Raw genomic sequence first — 18,097 nt, forward strand, 5'->3', positions numbered from 1 at the left:
AGCGTGCGCGCGATGCTACGGGCCCAGTGGCCGATCCTGTTGGTCGAGCTGATCTTCGCCGCAGCATTTGTCTTGGCGGCGGCCAACTTCTGGCGCCGCGGTGCGCTGCTGATCGGCATCGGGGTCGGCGTGGCGGCGGTGCTGCGGTTGGTGTTGTCCGACGAGCGGGCCGGCCTTCTGGTGGTCCGCAGCCGGGGGATCGACTTCTTGACCACCGCGACGGTGGCCGCGGCGATGGTCTACATCGCGTCGACGATCGACCCGCTTGGAACGCGGTAGTGGCGATCGCAAGCGCGGCGTAGCCGGGCGCGGCGGGTCGCCACCATCGGGCTAGCCGGGGGCTAACCGCCTGGCATCCCGGGGATCTGGTGGATGCCGGGGATGCCACCGGGGATGCCGCCGGCCAGCCCGGGCAGGCCCCCGGGAATGCCGGCGGCCGGGTTGCCGCTGGCGATGTTGGCCATCTCCTGCGGGCAGTACGACTGAATGGCGATGGTGGTGAACAGCTTTGCCATCTGAGGTGACAGGCCCCGGTGGCTGACGGTGGCCGCGACGGCGGCGAAGTTCCCGCCCGGCTGGGCGAGCATCGGGCAGATCGACTCGCCGACCGACATCGCGTTGCCTGGTTCGCCGAAGTCGATGCCGGCGTGGTTCAGCGCGTCGATGAAGGCGTCGTCGGCGGCCGGGTCCGCCTCGGCCGGCGCCGCGAAGGCGGCGGCCACGGTGAGCAGGGCCGCGGTCGCGGCCAGCAGGCGGATGGTCAGCGGCTGGTGACGAAACACCCAGATCCACCGCTGGGTCTCCGCTGTAAGTGCCTTCATGCCAACCTCCCCGTGTCTTGCCGGGTGCTCTGAGGGCACTCCAGTCACTTGTGGAACTTTGGTCTAGTTTTGTCACATTTACAACACGGTGCGATAAAGGTTTGCACAATAAGCGTTTCGTGAGGGGATCGCGCGCGCGACGTCGCTTATTGGGCCGCGGGGTGCCGCGGCGGATCGAGGCCACACTGTGACCTGACACTCGGGCGGAGGCCGGATTTTCAGTGGCCGTTTCGACCAGAATCCGGCCCATGACGACGAATCACCGGGGCATCTCGCGTCAGACGTTCATTCGCGGCGCCGTCGGAATGCTGGCGACCGGAGCGGTTTTCGGCAGCGCGCGCGCCGCCGCCGACCCCGCCGCCGGTTGGGGCGGCCTGGCGTCCTCCATCGGGGGCAACGTGTTACTGCCCGCGAGCGGCGCCCAATTCTCCACGGGCAAGCAGGTTTTCAACTCGCTTTACAACAACTCCAATCCGGCGGCGGTGGTCAAGGTGTCGTCGCAGGCGGACGTGCAGAAGGCGGTCGCGTTCGCGACGGCCAACGGGCTCAAGATCGCCCCGCGCGCGGGCGGGCATTCGTACATCGGCGCGTCGAGTCCGAACGGCGCGATGGTCATCGACCTGCGCGGGCTTCCGGGCGGGGTGAACGTCGACGGCGCCGGCAATGCCACGGTCACGCCGGCGACCACGCTGTACGCGGTGCACCAGGGGCTGGCCGGCGCCGGGCGCGCGATCCCCACCGCCACCTACCCGAGCGTCGGCATCGGGGGACTGGCGCTGGGCGGCGGGGTGGGCGCCGACTGCCGCCATGCGGGTTTGACCTGCGATGCCCTGCAGTCGGCCACGGTGGTGTTGCCCAGTGGCGACGTGGTCACCGCGTCCGCCAACGATCACCCGGATCTGTTCTGGGCGTTGCGCGGTGGCGGCGGTGGCAATTTCGGGGTCACGACGTCGATGACGTTCGCCACGTTCGCGACCGCCGACAGCGACGTCGTCCGGCTGGACTTCCCACCGGCGTCGGCGGTGCAGGTGCTCGCCGGCTGGCAGTCGTGGCTGAGCGCCGCGGACCGAAACACTTGGGGGATAGTCGATCTCTCGGTGGGCAGCCAGCCGAACTGCCACGTGCTGGCGACCTGCCCGGCGGGCGCCGGCTCGGGTGTGGTCGACGCCATCAAGTCCGCGGTCGGGGTGGCGCCGACCGCGGTCGTGAACAAGACGCTCAGCCACATGGACCTGGTGACGTATCTGGCCGGGGGCAGCTCGACGGGGTCGCCCGTGGGGTTCGTGGCCGGGTCCGACGTGCTCGCGACGATGAATTCCGCTGCGGCGCATGCCGTTGCGACGGCGATCGGGCAGTGGCCGGCGTCCGGCGGCAAGGCGGCGGTGCTGATCGACCCGCTGGACGGCGCTGTCGGCGATGTGCCGGCGGGGAACACGGCCTTCCCGTGGCGCCAGCAGTCGGTGCTCTTGCAGTGGTACGTCGAGCCCGCCGCCAACCAGGTGTCCGCCGCGCAGCAGTGGCTGAGTTCCGCACACCAGGCGGTGCAACAGTTTTCGGTCGGCGGCTACGTCAACTACCTGGAGGCCAACAGCTCGCCGTCGCGCTACTTCGGCCCGAACGTGTCGCAGCTGGCCACGGTTCGGCAGAAGTACGACCCCAACCGGGTGATGTACTCGGGGCTGAACGTCTGATGGGCGAACTCGCTCGCGTCCGCTACCTGGTCGACGATGTTCGGGCGGCGCTCGACTTCTACACCAGCCACCTGGGTTTCAGCGTCGACCTGGACGCCGCGCCGGCGTTTGCCGCCGTGGTGCGCGGCCCGCTGCAACTTTTGCTGGCCGGTCCCAAGAGCTCCGCGGCGCGTCCGATGCCCGACGGGGCCACGCCGGAACCCGGCGGCTGGAACCGCATACAGCTTGTCGTCGAAGATATCTCGGCCGAGGCGGAGCGGCTGCGCGCGGCCGGTGTTAGTTTCCGCAACGACATCCTCAGCGGCCCCGGCGGACAGCAGGTCCTGATTCAGGACCCCGCCGGCAACCTCGTGGAGCTGTTCCAGCCCGCGCCTCGCTGAGCCAACAACTCTGGCCACTTTTGTTTCACTGGCCCCAGGGTGCGCTGATTGTTGCACCACGCAGACGCTTTCAAATAACTTGCGCCACTTTGGTTTCAGCCGTCTCGGGGCGGCGGTTTTTGTCGGTGGGGGTGGCTAGTTTGGCGGCATGAGTTCGGACGGTGTCGTTGACCGGGAGGCGTTGTCGGCCGCCCTGGATCGCTGGGACGCCGACTTCGATGCCTTGGCCGCGTTTGACTGCGAGGCGTTGACGACCCGCGAGCACCTCGCGTTGCTCGAGCGTTTTGAGAAGATGCGCCGGCGGATACCGTCCCTCGAACATCCGATCATCAATGCCGTTGCCCGGCAGGCGACCGCGGAGGAGTTGGGCGGCAAGCTGTCGCATGCGATCGCCGAGGCGACGTTGATCAGTCGCGGCGAGGCTGCTCGGCGCATCAGCGAGGCGGCCGAGTTGGGGCCGCGCCACGGCCTGACCGGAGAGCGGTTGGCACCGGTGCTGGCCGCCACCGCCGCCGCCCAACGGCAGGGCACCCTGGGCGCCGGGCAGGTGCGGGTGATCCGGCGGTTTTTCCGCCAGTTGCCCGGCTGGGTCGACCACGGCACCCGCGAGCAGGTGGAAGCCAAGTTGGCCGGCGAGGGCACCCAATATTGCCCCGAGCAATTAGCCGCGTTGGCCGCCGTGCTGGCCGACTGCCTCAACCCCGACGGGAATTACAGCGACGACGACCGCGCCCGCCGGCGCGGGCTGACGTTGGGTCCCCAAGGCCCCGATGGGATGTCAGAACTGCGCGGCCACCTGACCCCGGAAGCCCGTACGACAGTGGAAGCAGTGTTGGCCAAGCTGGCCGCGCCCGGCATGTGCAACCCGCTCGACGACGCCCCCACCGTCGACGGCTCACCGTCTCAAGACGCCATCGACACAGACGCCCGCAGCGCCGCACAGCGCAATCACGACGCGCTGACCGCCGCGCTGCGCGCGCTGCTGTGCTCGGGCACGCTGGGCCAGCACAACGGGCTGCCCGCCTCGATCATCGTCACCACCACCCTGGCCGAACTGGAAGCCGCCGCCGGCCGGGGGTTGACCGGTGGGGGCAGCATCTTGCCCATCAGCGACGTCATCCGCCTGGCCCGCCACGCCCACCACTACCTGGCCATCTTCGACCACGGCAACGGCAAAGCCCTGGCGCTGTATCACACCAAACGCCTGGCCTCCCCGGCGCAGCGAATCGTGTTGTACGGCAAGGAACACGGCTGCAGCGCGCCGGGATGCACCGTGGCCGGCTACTACAGCGAAGTCCACCACGTCACCGACTACGCGCAATGCCACACCACCGACGTCAACGACCTCACCTTCGCCTGCGGCTGCCAACACCGCATGCTGCACCCCGACGGCTGGACCACCCGCAAAAACAGCCGCGGCGAAACCGAATGGATCCCCCCACCCCACCTCGACCGCGGCCAACAGTGATTCCCTGAGGTACCCTATAGCCATGCGTGCTGCCCTCTACCTCAGAATTTCCTCCGACCCCACCGGCCAACAGCTCGGCGTGGCCCGCCAGCGCGACGACTGCTCCAAGCTCTGCGCCGATAAAGGTTGGGAGCCAACCGAATACGTCGACAACGACGTCAGCGCCTCCTCGGCCAAGCGGCGACCCGCCTATGAGCGGATGCTCGCCGACATCCGCGATGGGCGCATCGGCGCGGTCATCGCCTGGGACTTGGACCGGCTCCATCGCCGCCCCGTGGAGCTGGAGGCGTTCATGGATTTGGCCGACGAGCACCAGGTCGCGCTGGCCACCGTGTCCGGCGACGTCGACCTGTCCACCGCCCAAGGCCGTCTGGTGGCCCGGCTCAAGGGCGCGGTGGCCCGCCACGAGGTCGAGCACAAGGTCGCCCGCCAAAAGAGCGCCTCCCGGCAGAAGGCCGATCGCGGCGAGCCCAACTGGTCCCGCGCCTTCGGCTACCGCACCGGGCCGGATGGTCGGCCCCAACCGGACCCCACCACAGGGCCGCTCGTGCGAGCGGCTTATGCCTCGATACTGGCGGGCGGCTCCATCAGCGGCATCGCCCGCACCTGGAACACCGCCGGGGCCCTCGGCGTCAACGGTCGACCGTGGACCCCCTCGGTGGTGAGCAAGTTCATGCGCAAGCCACGCAACGCCGGCCTCCGCGAACTCAACGGGGAGATTGTCGGCCAGGCCAGCTGGCCCGCGTTGGTCGACGAGGCCACTTGGCGCACAGCGCAATCCATCCTCAACGCGCCCGGCCGCACGACCCACAAGACCGCCCGCCGCTACCTGCTCACCCGGCTGCTGTGGTGCGGGCGGGAAGGCTGCGACGGATATTTGGCCGGGCTAGTGTCCTCCAAGGACGGCAAGCCCACCTATCGCTGCAAAAAGTGCCTCTCGCTGTCCATCCGCGCCGACCACATCGAGCCCTTGGTGTACGACCTCATCGGTGGTCGCCTCGCCATGGACGACGCCCGCGACCTCCTCCAAAGCGAAATCCAAGACGAGGCCGAAGCCGAGCGCATCCGCCTCGAAATCGGCACCCTGTACGGCAACATCAAGCGGTATGCGGTGGAGCACGCCGAGGGCCTGCTGACCGCCCAGCAAGTGAAAATCAGCACCGACTACGACCTGGCGAAAATCGCCAAACTCGAGACGGCACAAGAGGATCAGGAACTGGTGCGACTTTTCGAGGGCCTTCCGCTGGGCGAGCCCGAGGCGGTCGATGCCGTCAAACACCTACCGAGGGACCGCTTCCGCGCCATCGTCGCCAGACTGGTGACCATCACGGTCCTGCCAAAAGGCAAGTCCGGCAACCAATTCGACCCTGACCGGGTGCAGGAGAAATGGCGATGACCACCCCCGACCGGCACACCGTCGTCGCCCAAACCCTCGTGGTATGCAACGACATTCGCCACGCGCGCGGCAAGATCGCCAAGCTGGCCACGCTCACGTTCCACGCCGATGGCGGATGGAGCCGCGAACAGCCACGCGCCCGCCGATACGCGCGGCTCACCCGAAAAGCGGCAGCCGGGCGCGATGTTCGCGCCGATCGGATCAGGACCGTGTTCGATAACGACCCGGTGGTGTGCAAGCTGTGCGGCCAGCAGCTGCCCACCGATGACCAGCTGGACGCTGCCGCCCCCAGCCTGGCCGCTCGCGCCGCCCCTACCATTACCTTGGCCGAGCTGGTTATAGTGTGTGCAGAACACCCCGCATAGGGGCGACCGGGCGCGGCATAGCGCGGTAAACGTCCGGGGATTCATCCCTCTCAGCAGCAGGGCCGATAACTCCTTGTACGGAGCGGCCCCATGCCTTCCTGGACCGAAGCACGCAGCCAGATCGGCGTCATCTCCAAGGAAATCAAGGCCGGTAAACGGCCTGCCGATGACCCCGCCCTGGACGACGCCAAACGAGCCCTCTACGCCGAGCGGCTCCGCGAACACATCAAGAAGGCGCTTGCCGCAGCGCCCGCGCTGACCAACGAGCAACGTAGCGATCTTGCCGAGTTATTGCGCCCAGCAAGGCAATACCTCGCGCAGAAGCGGCTGGCCGAACTCGACGCCCAATCACCCAAGCCGGGTCGCGCCCGCCAACGCGCAGGCAAGGCGTCGTCGTGATAGCCCCCGAAAACCAGGGAAGCGGCCCCATCGCCAAGGCCGCTCCCCAACATGACCCGCTTCACCGTGTTCAGGTCGAGGTCCAGCCTAAGCCCTCGGGCCGACACGGTGAAGGTGGTGCAATCGCGGGGCCGTCGTGAACCCGGACGGGCGGCTCGACAAGTTCGCCTACATCAACGCGCTCGACGGTGCCGATCTGAGCCTGGCCGAATTCCGCGTGCTGATCGCGGTGTGGCGCTACTCGGATCGAGACGGGCGGCACGCCTACGCCTCGGCCAAGCGGCTCGCCCACGACTGCCGAATCTCCGAACGCTCGGCACGCCGGCACCTCGTCGACCTCACCGCGAAGGGCTTTCTGCGCCGGGCCCACCGTGGAGGCCGCGACACCGAAGCGCGGGCATCCGAGTACGAGCTGAGGCTCCCAGCAAACCTCACCCAAGCGGTCAGCACCCACACCCAACCGGCCAGCACCAACACCCAACCGGCCAGCGGTGGCCGCTTGGACGCGGAGCCAACCGGCCAAATGGCGACACCCAACCGGCCAAATCGTGCAACCCAACCGGCCAAATCGGGTAAGCCAACCGGCCACAGCTCTGGCCGCCCAACAGAGTCAGAACAGAGCCGTAGAACAGATCCGAGAACAGAGCCGGGAGGGTGCGCGCGAGGCACGTACCTCCCCGACCCCTGGTACCCGGCCCCAGAACTCGTCGCGCAAATGCGCGCCGAGCAACCACACGTCGATCTCGATCTTGAGCTGAAAAAGTTCACCGACTACTGGCACGCCGCCACCGGAGCCAAAGCCCGCAAGCGCGACTGGCCCGCCACCTACCGCAACTGGATACGCCGCGCCGCCGAACAGGCACCACCACCCAACACCAGCCGCCGTTCCACCGTCGACGCCAAGGTCGACGGCTGGCAGACCCTCCCGGTCCACCTCGACAACTCCGAACCGGCCCGCAAGGAGTTGCCCCGATGACGACCAACCCCATCGACGTCGCCGTCCAGCTGGCCCGCGACGTGCTGCAGAAATGCGCCGCCTACGACCCGTGGTTCCCGCACCCCACCGAGGCCATGATCCTGGCCTGGGCCGAGCACATTGCACTCACCAACCTGTCCCGCGCCGATCTGCTCGCCGGCGTCACCGAGTGCTACCGCACCCACGGGGACGGCTTTCGCCCGTTGCCCGCCGACATCACCAGGGCCGCTCTCGACTGCCGCCAAGACCGCCGGATGCGCGAACCGCTGCCCCCACCACCACCAGAGCCTACCGAGGCCATCCGCGCCGCCCGGTCACACCAGCTACACCAGACCATCTTGAAGGTCGGCAACCCACCCCCACCCGCGCCGCCGCGCCGGGTGTTGGGGCCCCGCAGCGTGCCCTGCCCATGGCCCCCCTGCAAGGCAGAGGCGGGCCGGGCCTGTGTCGTCACCGGCACCGGCAAGCCGCTCACCGCATGGCCGCCCTACCACGATTCCCGCATCCAAGCCGCCGAACGCGAAGCCGGAACCACCTGGCCGGAATACCACGACCCCAGCGCCGCACGTGCCGCCGCCACCAAGGCGGGGGTTCCCGCCGCCCGCCGATGCGCCTGTGGCCGCGAGCTTTTCGGCGACACCACCACCTGCGATTGCCGCCAGCCCACCGAGAACCCCACAACCACACCCGATAGCGCCGAAAGGAACCCCAACCGATGACCAGCACAACCACCAACACCGGACAACCCCCACGACGCCGCCGATGGAGCCGCGAGCAATGGCGAACACTCGCCGTCACCCCCGCACCCCCACGCTGGTTCGCCATCTACCGCGAACACGACGGCACCTACACCCCGCTCCCCGTCGTCGCGCTGCTCACCCAGGAATCCACCGCAACCGAGTGGACCGAAGACATCACCACCGACGACGCCACCCCGAAGTTCAAGACGACCATCGAGCGGCACGAACGAGACGAGCGCGTGGTGATGGCCATCGTCGACTACGAATTCGGCGAGCTGGAGCCCGTCGACCACCCAGGCCGCGAGCTGCTTTCCGTTGCCACCGAACGCGATATAGCCGATGAATGGCAGGAGCTGTTCGACGAGGCCCGCCGAGAAGCCCAACAACGCAACGCCACCCAGGCCAGGCTCCAACAAGCGGGCCAGCGCCCCGGCTGCCTACCGAACACCGACCAGCCACCGGACGATATGGCTGGGTGGCCCCCGGCGATGCGCGCCGTCGCCGCCTATGAACCACCACCATCCCAGGAGGAACCAGCCCCATGACCACCACCCCCGACCCCGATGAGCCACCCCGCACCTGCATCCACTGCGGTCGCCTCCTCGACCCCGACGAGGTTCTCGTATGCCGCGAATGCTCCCGCACCAACGCGCCACACGTGTTCAGCGAGGGCGACCGCGCCGGCTACGACGAACACGGCACCCCCGCGTTCAACTACCCGCCCGGCGACCTCGATGAGTTCCGCGCCAAGGCCGACGACGAGCAGGTGCGCGCCGACCTCGACGCACACCTCGACAACATCGAGCACAAGGACAACCCATGAGCGACAACGACTTCGATCCTCACGCCAACAGAGACGAAATCATCGCCGAACGAATCGTCTTGGCCTGGTTGAGCAACTTCGCCGACCACGACAACCGCGCACTCGACAGCGCCCTCGACCTCATCGAGGACGAGATAGGCCCATGCGCCCGCTGCTGGCGCAACATCGCCACCCGCGCAGCCTTCATCGCCGCCGCCGAACGCCGGCATTACCAGACCCAAGCGGAGGCCGTGACCATGACCGAGTGGATGATCGAAGGCTGTCTCGGAGAACGCGAATGACGTTGCCGCGCAACCGCTGTGTACCTACACGCGGCGGCACCGCATGGCGCAAAAGCGCAGCTCAGGGTGGGGACCATGCCCTCCCCCCCATAACCCCCCGGCGCGGGCCGCATAGCGCGAGCCGATCAAACTAATCCTTGGCCGAAAATCACGCGATGCCGAAAACCACGCGCCGGAACGCCAAACGACATGGTCTGGCGTTTCCGCTGATCGGTGCCACAATTGCAGCCATGAGCGCCGGCCACGCGCTTCGTCGTAAGCTGCACGCCGATCTCCGTCACGCCGCAACAGATGCTGGCGTGGAGTTGAGCTTCACCGAACGGGAACGCTGGCTGGTCGACCGGGCTTGTGCGCTGGAGGATTGGCGTGAGGTGTTGGAGGCTCGCCGGGACGCCGCCGCCGCCAACGATGCCGGGGACACCACCATCCGCAACCTGAGCGCCGAAGTGCGGCACACGATTTCGAGCGTCAACGCCCTGGTGTGCCAAATCGACTTCACGGGCGGCGAGGCGCTCAAGCGTTCCAGGCCGGGCCGTCCCGGTACCGCATCATGGTCGGCGGGCTGATGTCCCGCAGGCTGCGCCCCCAAGATCCGCCGCGCGGGTTGCCCGGTGGTGTCGGTCGCTTCGATGCCGCTCGGTGGCTCAAGGATCACGGGCTCGACGATGATCGCAGCGGGATCACGGACCTCACGGATCATCCGTGCTTCCAGAGCGATTGGTCCCCGGCGTCACCGGAGCAGGTGGCGGCGGTGCGCCACTTCGTCGAGACCCGGTGCGAAGACCCGCGGCTGCACCGGCAGCCCGCGCCAACCCAGATCGAGCTGTACCACCGGGCGCTGCAGCAGGGTGCGTTCAGCGCCGCCGACGTCTCGGCGTGGCATTTCGCCGATGCGCTGGCGCAGCTGGGGTTTCCGTTGTGCCGTGCGGCGGGTGGGTCGCCGCCGTGCCGGCACGCGAGGCCCGGTGGCCGGTTGCCGCCGTGCGGTCGGGTCGCTGGGCCCGAGGATGGCGATGGGGTCACCCGCCGCCACCCGTTGGAGTACGCCTCGTGCGTCGGTTTGGCGTTGCGGGAGGCTGTGCCCGCCACATAACGCGCGTCGATTCGGGAGGTGGGCAACGAATCTCGCGGAATTCCTCGACGAGTTGGCCACCGCCATCCCGGCGTTGCCCGGTGCCCGGTGCCGAGGCCGCCCGCGCGAGTTCGACGTCCTGCCGGGGCGGAACCGCTGGGATGCGATCCGGGCGGCGCAAACCGAATGCGCCCAATGCCCGGCCTTGGCTCGGTGCCAGGAGTGGCTGGCGGGGTTGCCGCCGAGCCGCCGACCGACCGGGATCGTCGCCGGCAAGGTGACGCGCCCGAGGGCGCGGCCCGCACGAAGGGGCGGGCGATAGCGGCACGAAAACGCACACCCCGCCACAGTCACACCAGCGGGGCCCTGAAAACCCGCCCACGGGCTAGACGGCGGGCAGAAATCGGGTGCCGGGCGCAACCGCCAGCACCAAGCTGTCGTTTTCATCAACAACTTGCAGCACCCGATCTTCTTGATGGCATCAAGAAGATCCCCCGGTGTCAGACCGCGCGGGTGATTCCAGCTGCGCTAGCAGCGCGAATCGGACCCCAACGGTTACCGTTGCCCGGCGCGGCGGGCGGCGGCGACCCCGCGCTGCCAGCCATTGACCACCAGCCAGCAGCCGAACGGGCGCACCCGGTGGGCGTCGGCGCACGGTCGCCCGCAGCGGCAGCCGGGCGGGTGGCCGGCGAGGTCGGCCAGCTCGCGTTCGACGTCGCCGAGGCACAGCTGCAGCGGGTGGTGGGCGCGGGTCCACAGGTCGATGGCGATGCGGTCTTCGGGGATCGCGCTGTATCGCACGGCTGCAGAGGCTATACCCAGGTTGCCGCCGCGGCGCGCATAATCGGACTGCCCCGGTGGGAGTGGACGCCGGGGCGGGGAAGATGGGCGGGGCCCGGCGCGGTTGCGCTTGGCCGGGCCGGGCCGGGCCCCACCGTGATAGAGGCAGGTGCCCAGCGCCGCCGACAGCCGAATAGCGACTGAGCCGCAAGGCGACAACCGCAGTACCCCGAGCGTGCGCGCCGGGAAAAGTTCATAACGAGGGCCATTGGTAAGCCCGATAACACAACTCCAGGAAATTCAACATTCCTGTTGAGGGACAACCAGAGTCACAATCACAAGTGTTATTGGAGTTATGGTCATGGCTACCACGCCTCTCGACATTTCCCGCGCCACACAAGGTTTGGGCGGCACCCTACCCCCCGAAGTCAGCAACGAAATTCTCGGCGACATGCAGCGCGAGTCCGTGATTCAGCGGTTGTGCCGGCGAGTCACGCTTCCCGGCACCGGGCTCGTTATCCCGGTCGTCACTTCCACGCCGGAAGCCGAATGGGTATCCGAGACCGAGGAAAAGCCCGTCAAAACAAGTACTTTCGATGTGCGGGTGCTCAAGCCCTACACGCTGGCCGTCATCGAACCGTTCAGCAAGCAGTTCACCCGTGACCTGCCCGGCTTGTATAACGAGTGCCGCGTCCGGTTGCCCAAGGCCCTAGCCAAGAAGTTCGACCGCACCGCGCTCGGCTTCCTCGACTCACCCGGCACCGGATTCGACACTCTCGAGGACGCGCCCCAGCTTGACCTGGCCGGCGACGAATACGCTGGGCTGTTGGGAGCTCTTGACAGCGTGGTGAATTCGAGCGAGGACGAGGACGCCGACATCACCGCCTGGGCATTGAGCGCGTCCGGTGAGGTCGCGCTGCTCGGGGTGCTGGGCAACGACGGCAGGCCGCTCTTCACGCTGGGCGCGAGCGAGGGCGGCGCAGTCGGCCAGCTCCTCGGCAGGCCCGTCTACAAAACCAGCCATGTCGCCGAAAAGGCAAGCCACACCGTAGGATTCGGCGGCGACTGGCAGAGCGCGGCCTGGGGAATCGTCGAGGCCATCAACGTCGAAATCAGCACACAGTCGACGCTGAACATCGGCGGCAAAGACGTCCACCTCTGGCAGAGAAACATGGTGGCCGTGAGAGCTGAGGTCGAGATCGGGTTCGCACCACGCGATGTCGACCGCTTCGTCAGGTTGACCCATACCGGCTAGCTAGTGAAACCCGTACATTATGTAGAGGGCTGGCAAGACGACCCCGACACCGAGGCAATTGCAGATAGACGCAATTGCGGCTATTCGGGTTTGGGGTTGGTGTCCCGGCTCCTTCGCCCGCGATTGGCGGGCGAGCATTGCGGGCGAGGTCGAGCCGGGGCCCGCCCGGTCTCCCCGGCGGTTGGTTCTCCTTGTGGCCGTCGGGGAGCCGGGCCACAACGCGCGCCAGGCGCGGGGCCAAAAGGCCATGCTGGCAACCCAATTGGAGCCAATGTACGCCGAAGCCGCGAAGAAACGCGTCGGCGGCAGGCCGAGGCTGGGCGAAGAAAAACCTCCCGCGAATTCGCGGGAGGTTAACCGACATGACCGTGAGGCTGTGTCGCGGGCAGCGAAAGCTGTTGGGTGTATCTGGCAAGTCGGTGTCCGATGCCAAGGCGCTCAAACGCGATGCGCCAGAGCTGGCCGTCCCATCGAGCCGTTCGGGCTGACGCAAAAAGAAGCAAAAACGCTGGTCAACGGCACCCGTGGCGACGCCACGGCTAAACTTCCTCACCGATCTGCGCTTGGAGACTCGGTGCGCCGCTACACCAAACACGGCCACACCCAACGCCCCTCAGAAGCGTTGCCCCGCTTACGGGTCACACGGCCCGCCCGATTCGGCAATGCCATTGCCGAATCTTGTTCGCCCGCCGGCAGCCCGCCGGCAGCCCGCTCAGGGCGTTTTCGCGGCGAACCCAAAGCTATTGACGCGCTATGGGTTACCGCTGTGACGCCCAAGGGGGAGGCGGGTCGAGGTAACCGCGCCAAATGCCTGAGCCCATGCGATCCAGCTCCTCGTCGGTCAGCAGCGTCACGATGGCGTGGGCGTTGATCAGCGCGGCGGGCACACACCACTCCCGATAGCTGCCCTCGGGCTTGCCCTCCTCGATGATCTCGAAATCGCCGAGATCGACGCGATCGGGGAACTCGACCCGCAGCACCTGATCGCCCTTGGCCCCCTCGTTGATATCCATGGGCCGGTCGCCGAGCCACACCCCGGTCAACTCGAACCCAAACCCGTACGTGCCGGTGGCATCCCGAAACCCGCCGCGCAGGATCATCTCGGCGGCGGGCGTCGTGTGATAGCAGATCACGTGGCACTCAACAAGGGGGCCGCGCGGAGATGTCGCGTGAGGTCTAGGGCGGCGGCATCGGCGGCATCCAGCTCATCGAGTACGCGCAGCCCACGTTGAAGCGCCTCGCGCTCGGCGGCGCGCTCAGTGGCGGTCCAACGCGCCCGGCGCGCGATGGCCTGCCGCTTGCGGTAGGCGCGCTGACGGCAGGCGTTGGAGCAGTAACGTCGCCGGGCTAGCCGCGCAACGATCGCAGGGTCCGTGATCGTCCGGCCAGGGCCCAGCGGCGCGAAACAGACCTCACACGCAAGTATTCGCACCCAGCCACCGTAACGCTTAGCGTTACAGTGGGCCACCCCTGGCGACCCACCCCACCACTAGAGGGTGTTTGAGGGTATCGGTAGCAACCCCGCACCAACACCTACTGGCACCCCGAAAAACTCCTCCACACCGAAGACGGAGAAGACGACGACGGAGAAGACGACGACGACGAGGAAGACGAAAGCGACGCCTAGCGTCCCGGCCGGGAGTAGCCTCACAGCCACCGATCGGGGGCAAGGAGGCACCAGGTGTCGTATGTCCTCGCCGCGCCCGAATGGTTGTCGGCTGCTGCCGAGGATCTGGCCGGGATCGGGTCCGCGGTCGACGCCGCCAACGCGACCGCGGCGAACTCCACCACGTCGCTGCTGGCAGCCGGCGCCGACGAGGTGTCGACGTGCATCGCCGGATTGTTCGGCGCGCACGCCCTGGCATTCCACTCGATCACCGCGCAAGCGACACAGCTGCACGAAAAATTCGTGCTCACCCTGCAGGCCAACGCCGGCACGTATCTGAGCACCGAGATCGCAACCGCCGAGTCGCTGTTGGGGTCCCCGCTCATTCCGGGCGCGGCGGCGGGTACGCGGATCACGGTTCCCGGCGCGGGACCGCTGTACTACCCGAACTTCATCACCGAGCTGCCGTATCTGGGGCAGTTGCTCTATGCGGGCAGCATCCCGGGCCCCATTTCCGTGTCGGTCCTGCAGGGGTACGACCTGCTGAACCACGCCATCGGAGAGAATTGGTTCCCCGGCACCACTTCTCAGGTGGTCAACTACCCGGCCAGCATCGGCCTCATCAGCGGGAGCCTGGCCGCTCCCGGCGTCAACGAGGCCCTCGCCATGGGGCAGCGGGCGCTCAACGACCAGATCTTCAATGCCTTCGCGAACGGCAGCGGTGCACCGGTGCGCATCGCCGCGCTGTCGGAGGGAACGCTCGTCGTCAACCGCGAATTGGCCGCCCTGGCGGCCGACCCGGCCGCCGCCCCTCCGCACAGTGCCCTGCAGTTCGCCCTGTTCAACGGCCCCGAGACCGGCCTGTTCCACATCTACCTGCCGAACGGGGTGACGGTGCCCTTCGTCGACTACACGTCGCAGGGCCTGCCGAACACCCAATACGACGTCAGCGTGGTGTTCGGCCAGTACGACTTTTTCGGCAACCCGCCCGACCGGCCCTGGAACATCCCGGCATGGGTCAACGCGCTGGCCGCCGGGATCTACCACCACAACACCACATCGCTGGCCTCGATGTCGGACGCGGTGCAGCTGTCCAGCACGACCACTTCCCTGGGCGGCACCATCACCACCTACATGGTCCCGTCACCGACCCTGCCAATGTTGTTGCCGCTTCAGCAGATTGGCGTTCCGCAACCGATCGTCGACAACCTCAACTCGTTCCTGGAACCGATCGTCAACGACGGCTACTCGTCCCTCACACCGAACGCGGGGCCGTACTTCTCCCAAGGCGTGCTGCAAGGCTTGCCCCCGCTGCCGAACCTCTTCTGGTGACGTAAAGCCATGGAACTTTCCGGCGCGGTCGCGGTCATCACCGGCGGTGCCTCCGGCATCGGACGGGCCACGGCGCTCGCTCTGGCGCGGGCCGGGGCCGACATCGTGGTCGGCGACATTCACCAAGAGCGACTGGACGAGACCGCGGCGGCGGTCACCGAGGTCGGGCGAAGGGCGCTGGCAGTGCGCTGCGACGTCACCTCCGACGCCGACGTCGACGCCCTGGCGCGCACGGTGCTCGAGGAATTCGGCAAGGTGGACGTCGTCATGAACAACGCCGGCGTGGCGCTGCTCGGCCCGCCGGAACGCGTCCCGATGCAGGACTGGCAGCGGCTGTTCGACATCAACGTGTTCGGCGTCGTGCGGGGCATCCGCGCGTTCGTGCCCATCCTGCTCCAGCAGGGCCACGGCTGGATCGTCAACACGGCATCTATCGCCGGCCTGTACGCCCACGGCTACGACAACATCCCCTACATCGGCGCCAAACATGCCGTGGTCGGGATCAGCGAGGGCCTGTACCTGTACCTGCGACCCAAAGGCATTGGGGTTTCGGTCGTTTGCCCGGAATTGGTGACCACCAACATCGGCGAGACCGCGCGCATGATCGGGATCGACGACCCGCGCTGGATCAACGTCCCGCCCCACCTGTTGCGCCCGATCACGCCCGAAGACGCCGCCGAACGGGTCGTCGCCGGCATCCGGCAGGAGCGCTATCTCATCCTGACCCACCCGGAGAACCGGGAGTGGGTGGCCAACCACGGCCGCGACGTCGAGGGCTTCCTCGCGAGCTACCTGCCGATGCTCTACGAAGGACGGAACGCCGACGGCCTGCCCGTGACCCCGCCCTAGGCCAGTGCCGCCCGGATGCACACGGTCACGTATGGCAGCGCGAGACCGTTCGAATTCGCCAGCGCCGGATGGGTGGCCAGCAACTGGCGCACCTGGTCGAGCGTGCGAGTGCGGACCTCGGTCGGCGAGGTGATGCAGTAGCTGCGCGACGCCACCAGGTCGATCAATGCTTGCGGCGTAAGGTAATTCGTCCACTCGACCTGATGACGCTCGGGCTCGGTGAACGACGCCGACAGCGACACGTCGAAGCGGCCCCGGTCCCCGTCGGAACCGATGATCTCGCCCAACTCACGCACCCAGCCCATCCGCTCGTCGCGGGTGTTCCACACCAGGCCGAGCCGCCCGCCCGGCCGCAGCACCCGGGCCACCTCCGGGATCGCCCGCTCCGGATCCACCCAGTGCCACGCCTGGGCGACGACCACGGCGTCAACGCTGTTGTCCTCCAACGGAATCTCTTCCGCGGTGCCCAGCAGGGCGCGGGTCTCCGGCAGCGACGACCGCAGCACCTCCAGCATGTCCGGAATCGGGTCGACGGCCACCACGTCCAGGCCGCGTTCCACCAGCCGGGTGGTCAGCTTGCCGGTGCCCGCGCCCAGGTCCAGCACGCGGCGCGCGCCGCGGGGAATCAGCCAGTCGATGGCCTCCGGCGGATAAGAGGGGCGGCCACGCTCGTAGGCGGCGGCCGCCGAGCCGAATGACAGCGAGCGTTCCTGGCTGGAGCGGATCACCGCCGACCCCGATCAGCCGAGTCCGCCAAATCGAGCGTCTTGCGGATCAACTCGCCGACGGCCTCGGACTCGACCAGGAACCCGTCGTGCCCGCAGATGGAGTCGACGACGTGCAGCTCGGAGCAGCCGGGCAGCAGCTCGGCCAGCTCCTCCTGCAGCCGCAGCGGGTAAAGCCGGTCGGAGGTGATGCCCCCGACCACCACCGGCACCGGGCACCCGCGCAGGGCGCGCTCGACGCCGCCGCGGCCGCGGCCGACGTCGTGACTGCTCAGCGCCTCGGTCAGGACGACGTAGCTGCCGGCGTCGAAGCGGGCCAACAGCTTGTCGCCCTGGTGCTCCAGGTAGCTCTGCACGGCGTAGCGGCTGTCCGCGCCGCCCTGCTTGTCGTTGGCGAACCGGGTGTCAAGCTCGACCTCGCCGCGGTAGGTCAGGTGCGCGAAGCGGCGGGCGATGGTCAGCCCGGCGTCCGGCGATTGCCCCGTCTCGTAGTAGTCGCCGCCGTGCCAGTTCGGGTCGGCCTTGATGGCCGCGACCTGCGTGGCCTGCGTACCGATCTGGTCCGCGGTGGCGCGCGCGCCGACCGCCAGCAGCAGCCCCGCCCGCACCCGGTCGGGGTGGCCGACGATCCACTCCAAAGCCCTTGCGCCGCCCATGGATCCGCCGACGACGGCAGCCACCCGGTCAATGCCCAGGGCGGCCAGCGCGGCGACGTCGGCCTCCACCTGGTCACGCACCGAGATCAGCGGAAACCTTGAACCCCAGGGCTTTCCGTCCCGGGCCAGCGAGCTGGGGCCGGTGGAGCCGCGGCAGCCGCCGAGCACGTTGGTGGCCACCGCGCACCAGCGGTCGGTGTCGATCGGCGCTCCCGGCCCGGCCACGCCGTCCCACCAGCCGGGCGTGGGATGCCCGGGCCCGGCTGGCCCGGTGATGTGCGAATCGCCGGTGAGCGCGTGCAGCACCACCACCACGTTGTCGCGCGTCGGCGACAGCTCGCCCCAGCGCTGCACCGCGATGCAGACGTCGTCGATCACCGCACCGCTTTCGGTGGTCAGCGAGCCGATGTGGACGAGGCCGATCTCGCCTTCGGCGGGCAGCGTCTGCGTCGGGACGTCGGAGATCGTCATGTCGAAACCCC

General features: G+C 68.1%; 22 protein-coding genes. 17 read left to right on the top strand and 5 right to left on the bottom strand.

Annotation, left to right across the window (positions count from 1 at the left end; translation table 11 throughout):
• Positions 1-12: 12 nt before the first annotated feature.
• Entirely contained in the window at positions 13-279 is a 267-nt protein-coding gene (locus tag AC5Y4S_RS01480) for a DUF3017 domain-containing protein (protein ID WP_068129850.1), read from the top strand.
• Positions 280-341: 62 nt separating this feature from the next.
• Here the strand turns inward: AC5Y4S_RS01480 and AC5Y4S_RS01485 are convergent, their stop codons facing one another.
• Positions 342-821: a DUF732 domain-containing protein gene (locus AC5Y4S_RS01485; RefSeq protein WP_500029320.1), complete on the bottom strand. Its 480-nt coding sequence runs from the start codon at positions 819-821 to the stop codon at positions 342-344.
• A 248-nt stretch (positions 822-1,069) separates the two neighbouring features.
• On the opposite strand from AC5Y4S_RS01485, the gene AC5Y4S_RS01490 reads away from it, so the two are divergent.
• The 13 genes from AC5Y4S_RS01490 (at position 1,070) to AC5Y4S_RS01550 (ending at position 10,433) form a co-directional block, all read left to right on the top strand.
• Positions 1,070-2,512, top strand: a complete 1,443-nt coding sequence (locus AC5Y4S_RS01490) for an FAD-dependent oxidoreductase (protein WP_500029321.1) — start codon at positions 1,070-1,072, stop codon at positions 2,510-2,512.
• Positions 2,512-2,892: a VOC family protein gene (locus tag AC5Y4S_RS01495; protein WP_500029322.1), complete on the top strand. Its 381-nt coding sequence runs from the start codon at positions 2,512-2,514 to the stop codon at positions 2,890-2,892. Before AC5Y4S_RS01490 ends, AC5Y4S_RS01495 begins: the two co-directional genes overlap by 1 nt.
• A 148-nt stretch (positions 2,893-3,040) precedes the next feature.
• On the top strand, positions 3,041-4,360 hold the full coding sequence (locus AC5Y4S_RS01500; RefSeq protein ID WP_500029323.1) for an HNH endonuclease signature motif containing protein: 1,320 nt from the start codon (positions 3,041-3,043) through the stop codon (positions 4,358-4,360).
• A 22-nt stretch (positions 4,361-4,382) separates the two neighbouring features.
• Positions 4,383-5,756: a recombinase family protein gene (locus AC5Y4S_RS01505; protein WP_500029324.1), complete on the top strand. Its 1,374-nt coding sequence runs from the start codon at positions 4,383-4,385 to the stop codon at positions 5,754-5,756.
• Positions 5,753-6,121 carry a hypothetical protein gene (locus tag AC5Y4S_RS01510; RefSeq protein ID WP_500029325.1) on the top strand — a complete coding sequence of 123 codons (369 nt, stop codon included), beginning with the start codon at positions 5,753-5,755 and terminating at the stop codon, positions 6,119-6,121. Before AC5Y4S_RS01505 ends, AC5Y4S_RS01510 begins: the two co-directional genes overlap by 4 nt.
• Before the next feature lie 90 nt (positions 6,122-6,211).
• Positions 6,212-6,520, top strand: coding sequence for a hypothetical protein (locus tag AC5Y4S_RS01515; RefSeq protein ID WP_500029326.1), 309 nt, complete (start codon positions 6,212-6,214; stop codon positions 6,518-6,520).
• 136 nt (positions 6,521-6,656) lie between these two features.
• Positions 6,657-7,496, top strand: coding sequence for a helix-turn-helix domain-containing protein (locus AC5Y4S_RS01520; protein WP_500029327.1), 840 nt, complete (start codon positions 6,657-6,659; stop codon positions 7,494-7,496).
• A complete protein-coding gene (locus AC5Y4S_RS01525) occupies positions 7,493-8,215 on the top strand; it encodes a zinc finger domain-containing protein (protein WP_500029328.1) in 723 nt (240 codons plus the stop codon). The genes AC5Y4S_RS01520 and AC5Y4S_RS01525 overlap by 4 nt, the downstream gene beginning before the upstream one ends.
• Positions 8,212-8,781, top strand: a complete 570-nt coding sequence (locus AC5Y4S_RS01530) for a hypothetical protein (RefSeq protein ID WP_500029329.1) — start codon at positions 8,212-8,214, stop codon at positions 8,779-8,781. Before AC5Y4S_RS01525 ends, AC5Y4S_RS01530 begins: the two co-directional genes overlap by 4 nt.
• Positions 8,778-9,059 carry a hypothetical protein gene (locus tag AC5Y4S_RS01535; RefSeq protein ID WP_500029330.1) on the top strand — a complete coding sequence of 94 codons (282 nt, stop codon included), beginning with the start codon at positions 8,778-8,780 and terminating at the stop codon, positions 9,057-9,059. Before AC5Y4S_RS01530 ends, AC5Y4S_RS01535 begins: the two co-directional genes overlap by 4 nt.
• Entirely contained in the window at positions 9,056-9,340 is a 285-nt protein-coding gene (locus AC5Y4S_RS01540; protein ID WP_500029331.1) for a hypothetical protein, read from the top strand. Before AC5Y4S_RS01535 ends, AC5Y4S_RS01540 begins: the two co-directional genes overlap by 4 nt.
• A 155-nt stretch (positions 9,341-9,495) precedes the next feature.
• Positions 9,496-9,906 (top strand): hypothetical protein, encoded by a 411-nt coding sequence (locus AC5Y4S_RS01545; protein WP_500029332.1) that lies wholly within the window; start codon positions 9,496-9,498, stop codon positions 9,904-9,906.
• Entirely contained in the window at positions 9,906-10,433 is a 528-nt protein-coding gene (locus tag AC5Y4S_RS01550; protein ID WP_500029333.1) for a hypothetical protein, read from the top strand. Before AC5Y4S_RS01545 ends, AC5Y4S_RS01550 begins: the two co-directional genes overlap by 1 nt.
• Before the next feature lie 534 nt (positions 10,434-10,967).
• On the opposite strand, the gene AC5Y4S_RS01555 is transcribed toward AC5Y4S_RS01550, so the two are convergent.
• Positions 10,968-11,213 carry a hypothetical protein gene (locus tag AC5Y4S_RS01555; RefSeq protein ID WP_500029334.1) on the bottom strand — a complete coding sequence of 82 codons (246 nt, stop codon included), beginning with the start codon at positions 11,211-11,213 and terminating at the stop codon, positions 10,968-10,970.
• A gap of 334 nt (positions 11,214-11,547) precedes the next feature.
• Here AC5Y4S_RS01555 and AC5Y4S_RS01560 point away from each other — a divergent pair, with 334 nt between their 5' ends.
• On the top strand, positions 11,548-12,447 hold the full coding sequence (locus AC5Y4S_RS01560; RefSeq protein ID WP_500029335.1) for a phage major capsid protein: 900 nt from the start codon (positions 11,548-11,550) through the stop codon (positions 12,445-12,447).
• Between the two features lie 758 nt (positions 12,448-13,205).
• Here the strand turns inward: AC5Y4S_RS01560 and AC5Y4S_RS01565 are convergent.
• The gene (locus tag AC5Y4S_RS01565; protein WP_500029336.1) at positions 13,206-13,580 is read right to left on the bottom strand and encodes a hypothetical protein; all 375 of its coding nucleotides are present in this window, start codon (positions 13,578-13,580) and stop codon (positions 13,206-13,208) included.
• A gap of 548 nt (positions 13,581-14,128) precedes the next feature.
• Here AC5Y4S_RS01565 and AC5Y4S_RS01570 point away from each other — a divergent pair.
• Positions 14,129-15,385, top strand: coding sequence for a PE-PPE domain-containing protein (locus tag AC5Y4S_RS01570; RefSeq protein WP_500029337.1), 1,257 nt, complete (start codon positions 14,129-14,131; stop codon positions 15,383-15,385).
• 9 nt (positions 15,386-15,394) lie between these two features.
• Complete coding sequence (locus tag AC5Y4S_RS01575; protein ID WP_500029338.1) at positions 15,395-16,234, top strand: SDR family NAD(P)-dependent oxidoreductase; 840 nt, start codon at positions 15,395-15,397, stop codon at positions 16,232-16,234.
• Here AC5Y4S_RS01575 and AC5Y4S_RS01580 read toward each other — a convergent pair.
• Positions 16,231-16,962 (bottom strand): class I SAM-dependent methyltransferase, encoded by a 732-nt coding sequence (locus AC5Y4S_RS01580; protein WP_500029339.1) that lies wholly within the window; start codon positions 16,960-16,962, stop codon positions 16,231-16,233. The two genes, AC5Y4S_RS01575 and AC5Y4S_RS01580, sit on opposite strands and share 4 nt — an antisense overlap.
• Complete coding sequence (gene metX, locus AC5Y4S_RS01585; protein ID WP_500029340.1) at positions 16,959-18,086, bottom strand: homoserine O-acetyltransferase MetX; 1,128 nt, start codon at positions 18,084-18,086, stop codon at positions 16,959-16,961. The genes AC5Y4S_RS01580 and metX overlap by 4 nt, the downstream gene beginning before the upstream one ends.
• Positions 18,087-18,097 lie beyond the last annotated feature (11 nt).

Source organism: Mycobacterium sp. NGS64 (assembly GCF_059812245.1).